Annotated in this window: 9 protein-coding genes; 8 read left to right on the top strand and 1 reads right to left on the bottom strand. The window is 41.6% G+C overall.

Annotated features, from left to right (window positions below; translation table 11 throughout):
- Positions 1-33: 33 nt before the first annotated feature.
- Positions 34-1,317, bottom strand: a complete 1,284-nt coding sequence (locus tag GBI16_RS02920) for a Glu/Leu/Phe/Val dehydrogenase (protein ID WP_086208663.1) — start codon at positions 1,315-1,317, stop codon at positions 34-36.
- A 295-nt stretch (positions 1,318-1,612) separates the two neighbouring features.
- Here GBI16_RS02920 and GBI16_RS02915 point away from each other — a divergent pair, with 295 nt between their 5' ends.
- From GBI16_RS02915 to GBI16_RS02880, 8 genes are all read left to right on the top strand, one after another.
- A complete protein-coding gene (locus GBI16_RS02915) occupies positions 1,613-3,115 on the top strand; it encodes a PLP-dependent aminotransferase family protein (protein WP_086208664.1) in 1,503 nt (500 codons plus the stop codon).
- 417 nt (positions 3,116-3,532) lie between these two features.
- Positions 3,533-4,978, top strand: a complete 1,446-nt coding sequence (locus GBI16_RS02910) for an amino acid permease (RefSeq protein ID WP_086208665.1) — start codon at positions 3,533-3,535, stop codon at positions 4,976-4,978.
- Between the two features lie 400 nt (positions 4,979-5,378).
- Entirely contained in the window at positions 5,379-7,487 is a 2,109-nt protein-coding gene (locus GBI16_RS02905) for a TonB-dependent siderophore receptor (RefSeq protein WP_151706499.1), read from the top strand.
- 444 nt (positions 7,488-7,931) lie between these two features.
- A complete protein-coding gene (locus tag GBI16_RS02900; RefSeq protein ID WP_119063786.1) occupies positions 7,932-8,627 on the top strand; it encodes an alpha/beta hydrolase in 696 nt (231 codons plus the stop codon).
- A gap of 493 nt (positions 8,628-9,120) precedes the next feature.
- Positions 9,121-10,581 (top strand): cytochrome ubiquinol oxidase subunit I, encoded by a 1,461-nt coding sequence (locus tag GBI16_RS02895; RefSeq protein WP_119063785.1) that lies wholly within the window; start codon positions 9,121-9,123, stop codon positions 10,579-10,581.
- Positions 10,574-11,578 carry a cytochrome d ubiquinol oxidase subunit II gene (gene cydB / locus GBI16_RS02890; protein ID WP_086208669.1) on the top strand — a complete coding sequence of 335 codons (1,005 nt, stop codon included), beginning with the start codon at positions 10,574-10,576 and terminating at the stop codon, positions 11,576-11,578. Before GBI16_RS02895 ends, cydB begins: the two co-directional genes overlap by 8 nt.
- Positions 11,579-11,592: 14 nt before the next feature.
- Positions 11,593-11,715, top strand: a complete 123-nt coding sequence (locus tag GBI16_RS02885) for a DUF2474 family protein (protein WP_086208670.1) — start codon at positions 11,593-11,595, stop codon at positions 11,713-11,715.
- 74 nt (positions 11,716-11,789) lie between these two features.
- On the top strand, positions 11,790-13,211 hold the full coding sequence (locus GBI16_RS02880; RefSeq protein ID WP_151706498.1) for a PLP-dependent aminotransferase family protein: 1,422 nt from the start codon (positions 11,790-11,792) through the stop codon (positions 13,209-13,211).
- Positions 13,212-13,216: the final 5 nt, after the last annotated feature.

Below are 13,216 nucleotides of genomic sequence, written 5' to 3'. Positions count from 1 at the left end.
ACATGATGAACATTGCTCTGACCTTCTCACATTTTAGCCAGGGTAAATGCCGCGCTCTTTACGTGCCATTAAAATTCGCTCACACGCCAAAATATAAGCTGCTGTACGTAAAGAACACTGAGCAACACTCGCTTTTAACCAAACATCCGATACAGCATTTTTCATAATCGCATCCATACGCTGATTAATCTCTTCTTCTGTCCAGAAATAACTTGCAAGATCCTGCACCCATTCAAAATAGCTCACGGTTACCCCACCAGCATTACAAATCACGTCAGGAACAACAGTAATTTGACGTTCAGCTAAGATTTCATCCGCTTCCGTTAATGTCGGGCCATTGGCACCTTCTAAAATCATTTTGGTTTGAATGCTTTGTGCCACAGCAGCATCAATTACCCCTTCAAGCGCAGCAGGAATAAAAATTTCAGCCTGAATTTGCCAAAAGTTCGCGGTATGAATTTCATCTTGCTCTGCAAAACCTTTAATTTTCCCGTGTGCTTTTGAGTATTGCATCAACTTTTGAACATCAATCCCCTGCTCTTGATAGAGGGTCGCTGAGTGGTCCTGTACACAAATCACTTTGCTACCATTTTCTTGGAATAGCAGGGCAGCTTCACTACCAACATTACCAAAGCCTTGAACACAGATTCGAGCACCAGCCAAATCCAGACCAATTTGTTGTGCGACTTCACGCCCTGAAATATACACACCACGGCCTGTCGCTTTGACACGACCCAAAGAACCACCTAAATGCACAGGTTTTCCAGTCACGACACCTGTCACTGTTGAACCTGCATTCATGGAAAATGTGTCCATCATCCATGCCATTGTTTGCGGGTTAGTCCCGACATCAGGGGCAGGAATATCTTTTTGAGGGCCAATAATTAAATTAATTTCGGTGGTATAACGGCGCGTTAAGCGTTCAAGCTCACGTGGAGAGAGTTCAGTTGGATCAACACGAACACCGCCTTTAGCGCCCCCAAAAGGCAAATTCAATGCCGCACACTTGATGGTCATCCATGCAGATAGTGCCATCACCTCATCTAAGTTCACATCTGGATGGAAGCGCACGCCACCTTTCCCTGGCCCACGAGTCAGGTTATGTTGAACACGATACCCCTCAAAGTGCTTAACTGAGCCATCATCCATAATCACTGGGATATCAACAATAAGACTACGCTTCGGACGACGAAGCATATCTAAACGCTCACTCAATTCACCCAAATAAGGCGCTACTTTGTCCAGTTGTTTTAAATAATTGTTCCAAGCGGTTTCACCCTGTCCCGAATATGTGAGACCTTTGACCATGGTATTCATTTTTAAATCCTATCTATAATGCAAGCGCCGACATGCTTGCTCAAAATCAATGTCTATAAACCTGTAGGCATTGCTCAATGTGTACGTTTAAACAACCCTGCTTGTATTTTGAAATCGTCTAAAAAAACTTTTGCTTTGGACGCGAGTTGTGTATATTTCCAGCCCCCTAAGTCGCGGGCTTTTGCGCCAAATGTATACAAGCAAGATGCTTTACAACTGCTGCCTGACGAGATAATTTTGCACTTGCGGTTATTGCTCTCACGAGAGCCATTTTGATTTTGTAGGAGAGAGCCAATTGCGTAGCTTGCTTGGAGATTATTTGCTGCAACGATTACAGCAAGATACCGACGGAACCCTACAATTGCGATTATTTCGCTGTTTACGCAACGCCATTATTGATAGCGTACTCGCACCTAAAACCCGCCTACCTGCATCGCGTGATTTGGCCAAAGAAATTAAAGTGTCGCGCAATACGGTCCTAAGTGCCTATGAGCAATTACAGGCTCAAGGTTATGTTGAGGCACGGACTGGTCAAGGCACATGGGTCGCAGAAAAACTGCCTGAGTCTTTTTTAGTCAAAGCTGAAAACACCCAAAATCAGGCCCAAGAAAAAAAGATCCAGCAAAATTACAGCTTGTCACAACGGGGTTCCTATCTGATTGGTTATTCAGCTGCATCGCCTTACCAATGGGGAGCTTTCGTACCCGGGGCACCTGACGTTACCGAATTTCCACATCATATTTTTAGTCGAATTCAAATGCGCCTTAGCCGTGAACCTGAAATTAATCGACTGATTTATAGCAATGCGGGAGGATGTTTAGAACTGCGTCAGGAACTGGCTGAATACCTCAAAATTGCTCGCTCAGTGCAATGTGATGCAGACCAAATCATTATTACCGAAGGAACACATCAAGCCATTGATCTGGTTTCACGCACGTTAAGCGACCCTGGAGATGAGGTCTGGATTGAGGATCCTGCCTATTGGGGGGCACGAAATATATTGCGTATTAATGGGGTAAATTTGCGCTCACTACCTGTTGATCAAGAAGGGATTATTCCTGATCTAGAGCCCAAACGCCCGCCCAAACTGATTTTTGTGACCCCATCACATCAGTATCCTTTAGGTTCACACTTAAGTTTAGAACGTCGTAAACAACTGATTTCAATTGCACGCCAACATAAAAGTTGGATTGTGGAAGATGACTATGACAGTGAATTTCGTTTTTCAGGACAACCCTTTCCCTCATTGCAAGGTTTGGAGCCAGATGCACCAGTGATTTATATGGGAACCTTCAGCAAAACCATATACCCTGCTTTGCGGATTGGTTATTTGGTCGTACCTAAAAAGCTGTTTTCTCCCTTGCGCATTGTGGCATCGGAGCTGTATCGCGGTGGACATTTGCTTGATCAGAAAGTGCTAGCTGAGTTTATTCGTGAAGGGCATTATGAAGCACATATTCGCCGTATGCGCTTGCTGTATAGTAAGCGCCATGCTTTTCTCATTGATCTAATTACACGCCATCTCGGTGCAGATTTCCTACATGAATATAATACCGCAGCAGGTTTACATCTGATTTTAAAACTGCCAAGTGCTATAGATGATGTGGTGATTGCTAGCAATGCGCTTGATCAAGGGGTGAAAGTTCGCGCACTATCGCAATACTATACCAAGCATTATTCAACGCGACAAAAAGGGCTGTTATTGGGCTTTGCTTGTGTCAGTGAGCAAGAAATATTGGTGGCTTTTGGCGTATTACTCAAGTGTCTACGCAATGCAGGCATTCGTACACTTAACTAATATTTTTATTATAAATTATAAAGTTAAACTAACAAGTCGCTTAATCCATCTACGACTAAAGCAGCAGTGACAAGACCCAACTCTGCTGCTTCATTCTATAAATTCTTCCCTCTAGAGTAAAGATTGGTTCTGCGACTTTTCACATATTCTATGTAATTGGCTCCTTTCAAATGCTAAAAAATGGCTCTCGTTTCCTTAGAACAAAAAAGAGAAATTAAGTGCATACATAAACAACATGTAACCGTTTTGTAACCAAAGTGTGATTTTTCGCGCATTGCTAGAAACATCAGGTTTATCAATTTTTACCTTAATATTGATAAAGCCTTTGAGAATTCGGTTACAGTTTTACAGGATGAGTAGTGCGAAAAAGGCTTCGCCCCATTTTGAAACTACATCCTTAAAATTAAGGAAAATTATATGGAAGCACCTCAACATACCTCTGTGCCGGATGCATCTCAGGGCTTAAAAAATGGACTTAAGTCACGCCATCTCACAATGATCTCGATTGCTGGTGTAATTGGTGGTTCACTCTTCATTGGCTCGGGTAATGTCATTTACTCAGCAGGTCCTGCTGCAGTTCTGGCTTATGCTTTTGGCGGATTACTCATCCTATTAATCATGCGCATGCTGGGTGAAATGGCTGTTCTCAATCCAGATAGTGGCTCATTTTCAACCTACGCTGATCGTGCGATTGGTCGTTGGGCTGGTTTTACCATTGGCTGGCTATATTGGTGCTCTTGGGCACTACTCATGGGTTGGGAAGCTTATGTCGCAGGTAAAATTCTCAACAGTTGGTTCCCCTTTATGCCAATCTGGGGCTACATGCTCTTAGTGATTGTGTCTTTGGTCTTAGTGAACTTACAAAACGTTAAAAACTACGGTGAATTTGAGTTCTGGTTTGCACTGATTAAAGTTATCGCGATTGTTATTTTCTTGGTCATTGGTAGCTTAGCAATCATGCATTTATGGCCTTGGAGTCAAAGTGGCGCAGCAGGTATGACGCATTTAACAGCAGAAGGTTTCATGCCAAATGGCTTTTCTGCGGTTATTACTGCCTTGCTTGGGGTAATGTTTGCCTATATTGGTGCTGAAATTGTCACTGTCGCTGCGGCAGAGTCACAAAATCCTGCTCAAGAAATCCGTAAAGCATCTAACTCGGTTGTATGGCGTATTATGCTGTTCTATGTGGGTTCAATGTTCATTACCGTTTGCCTGATTCCACATAACAACCCGCTGTTAAAAGATCCAACTTGGGGAACATATAGCGTAACGTTGTCAGCACTTGGTATTCCTGAAGCGAAACACATTGTAAATTTCGTGGTACTCACTTCAGTATGTAGCTGTTTTAACTCTGCACTTTATACCTGTTCACGTATGCTGTTTTCACTGTCTAAACGTGGTGATGCACCGAAAAGCTTTGGTTCAATCAACCGTAATGGTAGTCCGTGGATGGGCGTTTTGATCTCATCAATATTCGCTTTAGTAGCCACTTACCTCACTGCAACTGAAAGCATGAATGTCTATGATATTTTCATGCTAGCAACAGGTACAGCAGCACTATACGTGTATCTCACTATTGCTTTCTCTCAGCTACGTATGCGTAAGAAATTAGAAGCTGAAGGAAAAGTAATTGACTTCAAAATGTGGTTATTCCCTTGGCTCACGTATCTTGCAATCTTCTTTATTATTGGCGCACTTATTACCATGTTGGTTGAAGGCACTTATTTCAAAGAAGTAACCTATACCAGTTTACTTGCATTGTTTATTGTTGGATTAGGCATCTGTGCACAGAAGTTTAACTGGGGAAAGCATGCTCAAGATAAATCTGACAACACTCAGGCGGACTTAACCAACAATCTGTAATGTTAAACTAATGTCAGATTGAGCAAAATTCAACATACACTAAAACCAATGGCCTCCTAGTGAAAGCCATTGGTTTTTTAGGCTAAACTCAGCAATAAGTTCAATTTTTACTCAAATGTTAGCCACCGTTTTTATCTATCTTTTTGTATTCATATTCTAGAAAACTGTCAGCCTGTTTGATATTACAGAACCCTTTCAGAAAAGAATTTTGTATAGATTGCCGCCTCACTTTTAAGTGCTTTCACTATTCCCTTTATTCTAATAATTTTTATATAACACTTGAATAAAAAGCAAACGATTATCATTTACAGATTTCGCTAGTCAGCTTATCATTTCACAAACTTACAAATTCTCCATATTTTCTTCATATTTCACCTATACATCATTTTAAGGATCTCTTGTGTTACTCCCTCATTTCAAAAAATCAGTCCTCACACTCTGCTTATTTCCCTCCATACTTTATGCAGCCGATACAGACCCTACTGTGACGCTTAACCCGATAACTGTGCAAGCCGAAGGCAACTGGTTAGATGAAGCCAATGCACAGAAAGTACTAAATCATGCTGGAGCGCGTACAGTCATTCAGCGTGATGAGTTGATTAACCGAGGCGTAACTTCTGTCAAAGAGGCTTTACGCACTGTGCCTGGTATTCAAGCTCCTGAAAATGCAGGAACAGCAGGGAGTGATGCATCGTTAAGCATCGGTGTCCGTGGTTTAACGTCACGGTTTTCACCACGCTCACAGGTACTCGTGGACGGTGTTCCACTTTCGTTTGCCCCTTATGGTCAATCACAACTCTCCTTAGCACCCACTAGTTTAGGCAATATTGAAAGTATCGACGTGGTGCGTGGCGCGGGCTCTGTTCGCTTTGGGCCACAAAATGTAGGCGGGATTATTAACTTTAACTCGCGTACAATTCCTGAAACCTTTGCTGGAACGGTAGACCTCACTACAGAAATTGCAGAAAACGGTCATGTAAAATTTAACCCCAACTTATTTGTGGGTGGAACCTTAGACAACGGTTTAGGGTTAGCGCTGTTATATTCTGGCGTTAATGGAGAGGGTTTTCGCGATAAAAATGATGACTCTGACATCAACGATATTCGCTTAAAAGCAGCTTATGCAATAGATGAATATGCAAAAATTGAAGCCAATCTACACCGCTACGATACAGATGTAGATATGCCTGGAGGTTTAACCCCTGCTCAATTTGCTGAAAATCCATATCAGTCATTGCGCAATCATGATTATATGAAAGGGCATCGTACTGACGGTTCAGTTAAATACAGCTATAAAAAAGATGACAATGCCTTTGAGCTTTTGGCCTATCACACTGACACCTTCCGTGATGCAGGAATGGAACGTAGTGGATCAAAACTGTACCAAACGGCGCCACGTAATTATAAAGTGACGGCAATCGAGCCGCGGTATTCGCATGCATACCAACTTGGGACTACTGAAAATGAAGTCTCTGTGGGCTATCGCTATCTACATGAAACCAGTGAAGAAGCGGTTAATCGTGCAAGCTATAACACGGTCACAGGCCCTACAAATGAATATGCTTGGACCAAAGCAGACGGGAAAACAGATGCACATGCATTGTTCATCGACAACCGCACAGATATGGGTGCATGGTCTCTGATTCCTGGTGTTCGTTTTGAGAAAATCAAAACCACCGAAAATATGTACAAATTAAATAAAGATGCATCGGTACTCAACGGAGTACATGCTGAAAAATCCTATGATGCAGTATTACCAAGCTTTTCAGTCATGTATAAAGCCAATGATTTGTGGAATATTTTTGCAAACTACGGTAAATCTTTTGCACCACTACAATATAGCCAAATGGCCAATACCAATGCGTCAGGTGCCTATCTGACCATGCAAGGCTTGCAACCTGAAAAAGCCAATAATTATGAAATTGGTACACACTATTTAGACCCATATCTATCCCTAGAATTCACCCTGTTTTATATTGATTTTTCTGATGAATTAAAACGAGATGATGCAACTCAAACTTACTCAAATTTAGGTGCCACTGAACACAAAGGAGCCGAGTTCGGATTTAAATATAATCTCGGTGCAATCAGTGACGAACTCAGCGGTATTTCGCTGTATGCCAATACCACTTACACCAAAGCAACCGCATCTGCTGGGGAAAACAAAGGACAAGATCTCGACTTTTATTCACAATGGGTAGGTAATGCTGGAATAGACTATAAAGTTGATCAATGGACACTAAACACTAATTTCTACGGTCAATCTGGTCAAAACGCATCGGGCACCCATGATGCTACTGGACGCTATGGCAACATTCCTGGTTATGGTTTAGTGGGTGTTCGGGCATCCTATGATTTTTCCAACACACAACTCAATGGTCTCAAAGTGGGCTTCGGTGTGAAGAACCTATTTGACCGTGAATACTACACACGTTCAGCGGATCAAGTCGGTGGAATGTATGTAGGCGCGCCACAAACGTATTATCTACAAACCTCATTTGATTTCTAAACATTCAATTCTAGAAAAGCAAATATTCAGGCAGGGGCACCTCTCATTCATCTTTGCAAAAGTGATGTCCTCGCCTGAAACAACTTTCCCTTTATTTCTAGACAGCACCGAAAGCTGAAATGGATACTCTGTCTGATAAATGTCAGCCCCTCGGCATAAGCTGCTCAGCTCAACCTACAACCTTCAAATCTAATAAAAGATACTAGAATCCCTTAAAATAAACCGATAAAAGGTTATGCCCTACGTTTTACTAAACCTTAGATTCAATATAAAAATTAAGTATTTAAATAATAAATATGTTTTCAAAAATGACTGCGAAAATTTAGCCCACTCATCTCTTTAACTTACAATCAGTTAAATTTAACAATACAGAGCAGCATAAAACCAAACTAGTCTCCTTAAATTTTTCACGATAAGATGATAATTTAGTCTAGGGAATAGAATATGAATAATAAGCCTACAATTATATTTGTACATGGATTTTGGGGTGGTGCAGCCCATTGGTCTAAAGTTATTACCGATTTATCTCACCGCGGTTATACCGCATTGAAAGCCGTTGAACTTCCGCTTACTTCTTTAGCAGACGATGTCGAACGAACTCGTAAAATGATTGCACAAGTGCAAGGTGATGTTCTTCTGGTCGGTCACTCCTACGGCGGAGCTGTCATAACTGAAGTAGGCAATCAGCCGAATGTCGTCGGCTTAGTGTATATTGCAGCATTTGCTCCAGATACAGGAGAAAGTCCAGGTGGGATTACCCAACTGCATTTGCCCGTAGGAGCACCCAATTTAGAACCTGATAGTGACGGCTATCTTTGGGTAAAAGCAGATAAATATCATGAAAGCTTTTGTCAAGACTTAACAAATGATGAAGGCTTAGTGATGGGAATCACTCAGAAAGCCCCTGTTGCCAGTACTTTTGGCGATACAATTTCAAATCCAGCATGGAAAATCAAACCATCGTGGTATCAAATCTCAACCGAAGACCGCATGATCCACCCTGAAAACCAAGCGATGATGTCTTCACGTCTTAATGCGCAAAAAGTTATTTCGTTAAATGCAAGTCATGCTTCGCTTGCCTCTCAACCCAAAGAAGTATCTGATCTAATTGATGAAGCAGCAAACTTTCTGGCACATTAAGCACCTCAAGTGTGAGGGAGTTTCGACTCCCTCTTTTCAGATCGTACCTTATTCTGCTCACCATTCTTATATTAGATAAAAACAACTTCAAACCAATGCTAAAGTCGCGTAACAAAATGACTTTCTATAGGGATCTTAATATGCTCGTTTCACGCCAAGCCAAATAATGCTAAGACACGCGATACAAACTTTGAATAACATTTTTTAACTGACTGCCTGCCAGAACTTTCTGTATATTTTTAAACAAGGAATAAAAATAAACTGATCAAAAAAGAGTTCGAAAAATATAACAAGAACTTGCGATGAATCCATTTTGTTATATTTTTATCTACGATTCTTGTACCTACTTCTACATTACATTCTCATGCAAGATTTGGATGAATATTCTAAGTAGGTAGTTTTTCATGAAACGATCTATGCTTTTTGATCACTCTTATCTAGACAGCGATGAAGTATCTCCATGCAGATACTCTCGCCAAGCATGGAGAATGCTATGAGTCTTGGATTAACTGCACTTGAGTTGGCAAGAATTCAATTTGCCTTTACTGTTTCTTTTCATATTATTTTTCCTGCTACATCCATTGGTTTGGCGTGCTTTCTCGCCATGCTGGAATGGAAATGGCTACGCACTCAAAATCCAATTTACAAAGATTTATTTAAATATTGGATTAAGATTTTTGCTGTTGCATTCGCCATGGGCGTCGTTTCTGGGGTCGTCATGGCCTATCAGTTCGGTACCAATTGGAGTGAATTCTCTCGCATCGCTGGAAGTGTCACAGGCCCTCTCCTTACCTATGAGGTTTTAAGTGCATTCTTTTTGGAAGCAGGTTTCTTGGGGATTATGCTCTTTGGTTGGGGGCGTGTCGGTCCCAAAGCCCACTTCTTTGCCACCTTAATGGTTGCTATCGGCACCTGTATCTCCATGTTCTGGATTTTGTCTTCCAACAGTTGGATGCAAACCCCTCAGGGCTTTGCCATCGAAAACGGTATTATTGTCCCGACAGACTGGTGGGCGATTGTATTTAACCCCTCCTTCCCCTATCGCTTTGCACATATGGCAACGGCAGCATTCCTTGTGTCTGGCTTGCTGGTTGTGGGCACCGCAGCATGGCATTTGTTCAAAGGTCGTCGCGATGAGTTGGTGAAAAAGTCCTTTTCCATGGGCTTATGGATGGTACTGATCACATCTTGTCTGCAAGTTGTGATTGGTGATCATCACGGTTTAAATACTTTAAAGCACCAACCTGCAAAGTTGGCAGCCATTGAAGGGCATTGGGAAACCAACCGTGACCATGCTATGCCTTTACTACTCTTCGCTTTACCAAATATGGAAACAGAGTCGAATGATCTTGAAATTGGAATTCCTTATGTAGGTAGTTTGATTCTTACCCATTCACTAGAAGGTCAAGTCACAGGCTTAAAAGATTTTGCACCCGAAGACCGTCCAAATGCCTTAATTGTATTTTGGAGCTTTCGTGTCATGGTTGGCTTGGGCATGTTGATGGTTCTACTCTCGCTCACAGCACTGTGGCTACGTAAAAAAGGCGCCTTATATGAAAGCAGTTGGTTTCATAAGTTTGCCATTATTATGGGACCTACAGGTTATATCGCGCTCCTAGCAGGTTGGGTCACCACCGAGGTCGGCCGCCAACCTTGGGTAGTGTATGGGGTAATTCGTACCAAAGAGGGCTTGTCACATACAGTTACAGCAGATCAGGTTGGATTAAGTCTCATCATCTTTGTCTTGGTTTATACCGTGGTATTTGGTGCGGGTATTTACTATATGTTGCGCTTAATCAAGCTCGGGCCTTCATTTTCCACTCCCTTAGATGCTGTTCAAGAAGTAGGTCCAGGTCATTTTAAAACCCCTTTACGTCCGCTAAGCGCTGTAGATGAATCACTTGATTCAACAAATCGCTCTACTCCAGATAGCAAGGAGAAACCGCATGATTGATCTCGTTATGGTGTGGGTCGGAATTATCGGACTCGGTGTACTCATCTATGTGGTTATGGATGGCTTTGACTTAGGGATTGGCATCCTGTTCCCGTTCATTCACGGTAGTCAAGAGCGTGATGTGATGATGAACACGGTCGCGCCTGTTTGGGATGGCAATGAAACATGGATGGTACTGGGTGGTGCTGGGTTATTCGCTGCATTTCCTTTGGTCTATTCAACCGTTTTATCGGCACTGTATTTACCCATTATCTTTATGGTAGTGGCCTTGATTTTCCGAGGTGTCGCCTTTGAATTTCGCTTCAAAGCCACTCGAACCAAATACCTTTGGGATCTCGCATTTATTTGGGGTTCTATCTTATCGAGCTTTTTCCAAGGTGTGATCTTAGGCGCCTATATCCAAGGTATACAGACTAGCAACGGTATTTATAGTGGCGGCGTATTGGACTGGTTGACTCCATTTAGCGTATTTACAGGCATTGGGGTCGTGGTGATGTACGCCACTTTAGGCTGCGGCTGGCTTATTTGGAAAACAGAGAAAGACTTACAACAGCGTATGTATCATCTAATGCCACGCTTGATCATAGCTTTGCTCATTATTTTTGGTGCGGTCAGTTTATATACGCCCCTGACTCATCCTGAAATTGCACAGCGCTGGTTCTCTTTACCGAACTTATTTTATTTTAGCCCCGTGCCCATTTTAGTCTTGTTATTCGTTGGATTAATTTTATCTGCATGTAAAAAGCAACATGACCTCAAGCCCTTTATTTATACTTTAGCTTTGGTGTTTTTAGCCTTTACAGGCTTCGTGATTAGTTTATGGCCGAATATTATTCCGCCATCGGTCAATATTTGGCAAGCGGCTGCGCCTGAGTCGAGTTTAAAATTCACTTTGGTCGGTGCTGCCATTTTAATCCCCATCATCCTAGCCTATACGTTCTTGTCTTATTGGGTATTCCGTGACAAAGTCCGTATTGGAGATCAGGGCTATCATTAATAGAGGAGATAAACATGAAAAAATTTGTGGATCGACTCAGCCCACAATTATGGTTTATTTTATTATGGTGCTTTGGCGTGATCTCTCTCGCACTTATTGCGGGTTTCTTCAAGCTCATGCTGAGTTTTGCATACTAAATTAATCATTTTTATGAATCGAGCATGGGACCTTAGATATCGGTCCTGTGCTTTTTAATTGTAGCGACCGCCATATGTATAAATCAGAAAAACTTGCGCTCAGCCTAAAACATTTGATTGAGAGTGGTTTTTGGAAACCGAACGACAAGTTACCTTCTCTGCGCCAGCAAGCGGAAACATCAGGCTTCAGCCTCATGACCGTGATGAATGCCTATCAGGAACTCGAAGCGCAGGGGCTGATTTATTCACAAGAAAAACTCGGTTACTTTGTCACTGGCGATGCTCAGTCAGAGCATAATGCCAATAGTGTTGTCCTCAATGAAAAAATTGAAATAAACTCTAAAATTTTCAGATATTTAAAATCCATTCAATCTGAAAAGATGATTCCCTTTGGCATCGCTTTTCCCAACAGCCAACTCTTGTACTCAGCCAAGCTAATGCAAACCTTAGGACAACGTGCCAAGCACCGTCTTAGTTATGAACAAATGCCGAGTTTACCCCCAGGTAACTTTGAGTTACGGAAACTGATTGCCCAACGCTACTGCATGCAAGGGATTCCGACGGATCCATCCGATATTGTGATTACCTCAGGCGGGTTGGATGCTTTAAATCTTTCTTTGCAGGCTATGACCCAACCGGGTGATTATATTTTGCTTCAAAAAACAATATTTTATGGTGCTTGGCAAGCTGCGGAACATTTGGGTCTTAAAGTTATTAGTATTCCTGAACATGACGAGCATGGTATTGACCTCGAAGCTTTTAAAGATGCAATTGAGCGCTATCCAATTAAAGTCTGCCTGCTCATGCTCAATAGCCATAATCCGATTGGTTTTACTGTAAGTGATGAAATCAAATATCAACTGGCAAAACTGTTGCATGAACGTGATATTTATCTGATTGAAGACGATGTTTATGAAGAGCTTTATTTTGATCATAAAAAACCGCTCTCGATGAAATACTTTGATCAGAAAAATTTGGTTCTACACTGCTCTTCTTTTTCAAAAACTTTGGGTGCGGGTTTTCGAATTGGTTGGGTCTATGCGGGTAAGTTTTCAGAGCATATTCAGCATTTACAACTCATGAGCACACTTTCCGTCAACTCATTTATTCAAAATGCCTTGGTCGATTATTTATCGCATCGACATTATGAAAAACACTTAAAAACTTTGCGTAACACCTTAAAACGTCTAAAAAATCAGTATTACACTTATTTATCTGAACATTTGTCTGAAGATTATCAAATTCATTATTATCCATCGGGCTATTTTCTTTGGATTACCCTGCCCGAGCAAGTGAATGGTAATGTAATTTATGAACAACTCTTAGAGAAAAATATCAGTATTGCACCGGGTTCTTTATTTTATCAAACTGATCATGTGCCGCATCATATTCGCATCAATTGTTCCTTTGAAATCAATGACAGTATCCAAAATGCCTTAGATAAGTTGATCAAATGTATTTATCCAAATGCTTTCAATTCAAATAATATTGTTTAAGTGGC

Source organism: Acinetobacter sp. TUM15064 (assembly GCF_008980265.1).
GTDB lineage: Bacteria > Pseudomonadota > Gammaproteobacteria > Pseudomonadales > Moraxellaceae > Acinetobacter.
This window is presented reverse-complemented; position numbering and strand designations above follow the sequence as displayed.

What these genes read in the sequence shown, in the direction of transcription:
- cydB (WP_086208669.1), top strand. Translation starts at nt 10,574, where the DNA reads ATGATTGATCTCGTTATGGTGTGGGTCGGAATTATCGGACTCGGTGTA.
- GBI16_RS02895 (WP_119063785.1), top strand. Translation starts at nt 9,121, where the DNA reads ATGAGTCTTGGATTAACTGCACTTGAGTTGGCAAGAATTCAATTTGCC.
- GBI16_RS02885 (WP_086208670.1), top strand. Translation starts at nt 11,593, where the DNA reads ATGAAAAAATTTGTGGATCGACTCAGCCCACAATTATGGTTTATTTTA.
- GBI16_RS02920 (WP_086208663.1), bottom strand. Translation starts at nt 1,317, where the DNA reads ATGAATACCATGGTCAAAGGTCTCACATATTCGGGACAGGGTGAAACC.
- GBI16_RS02880 (WP_151706498.1), top strand. Translation starts at nt 11,790, where the DNA reads ATGTATAAATCAGAAAAACTTGCGCTCAGCCTAAAACATTTGATTGAG.
- GBI16_RS02900 (WP_119063786.1), top strand. Translation starts at nt 7,932, where the DNA reads ATGAATAATAAGCCTACAATTATATTTGTACATGGATTTTGGGGTGGT.
- GBI16_RS02910 (WP_086208665.1), top strand. Translation starts at nt 3,533, where the DNA reads ATGGAAGCACCTCAACATACCTCTGTGCCGGATGCATCTCAGGGCTTA.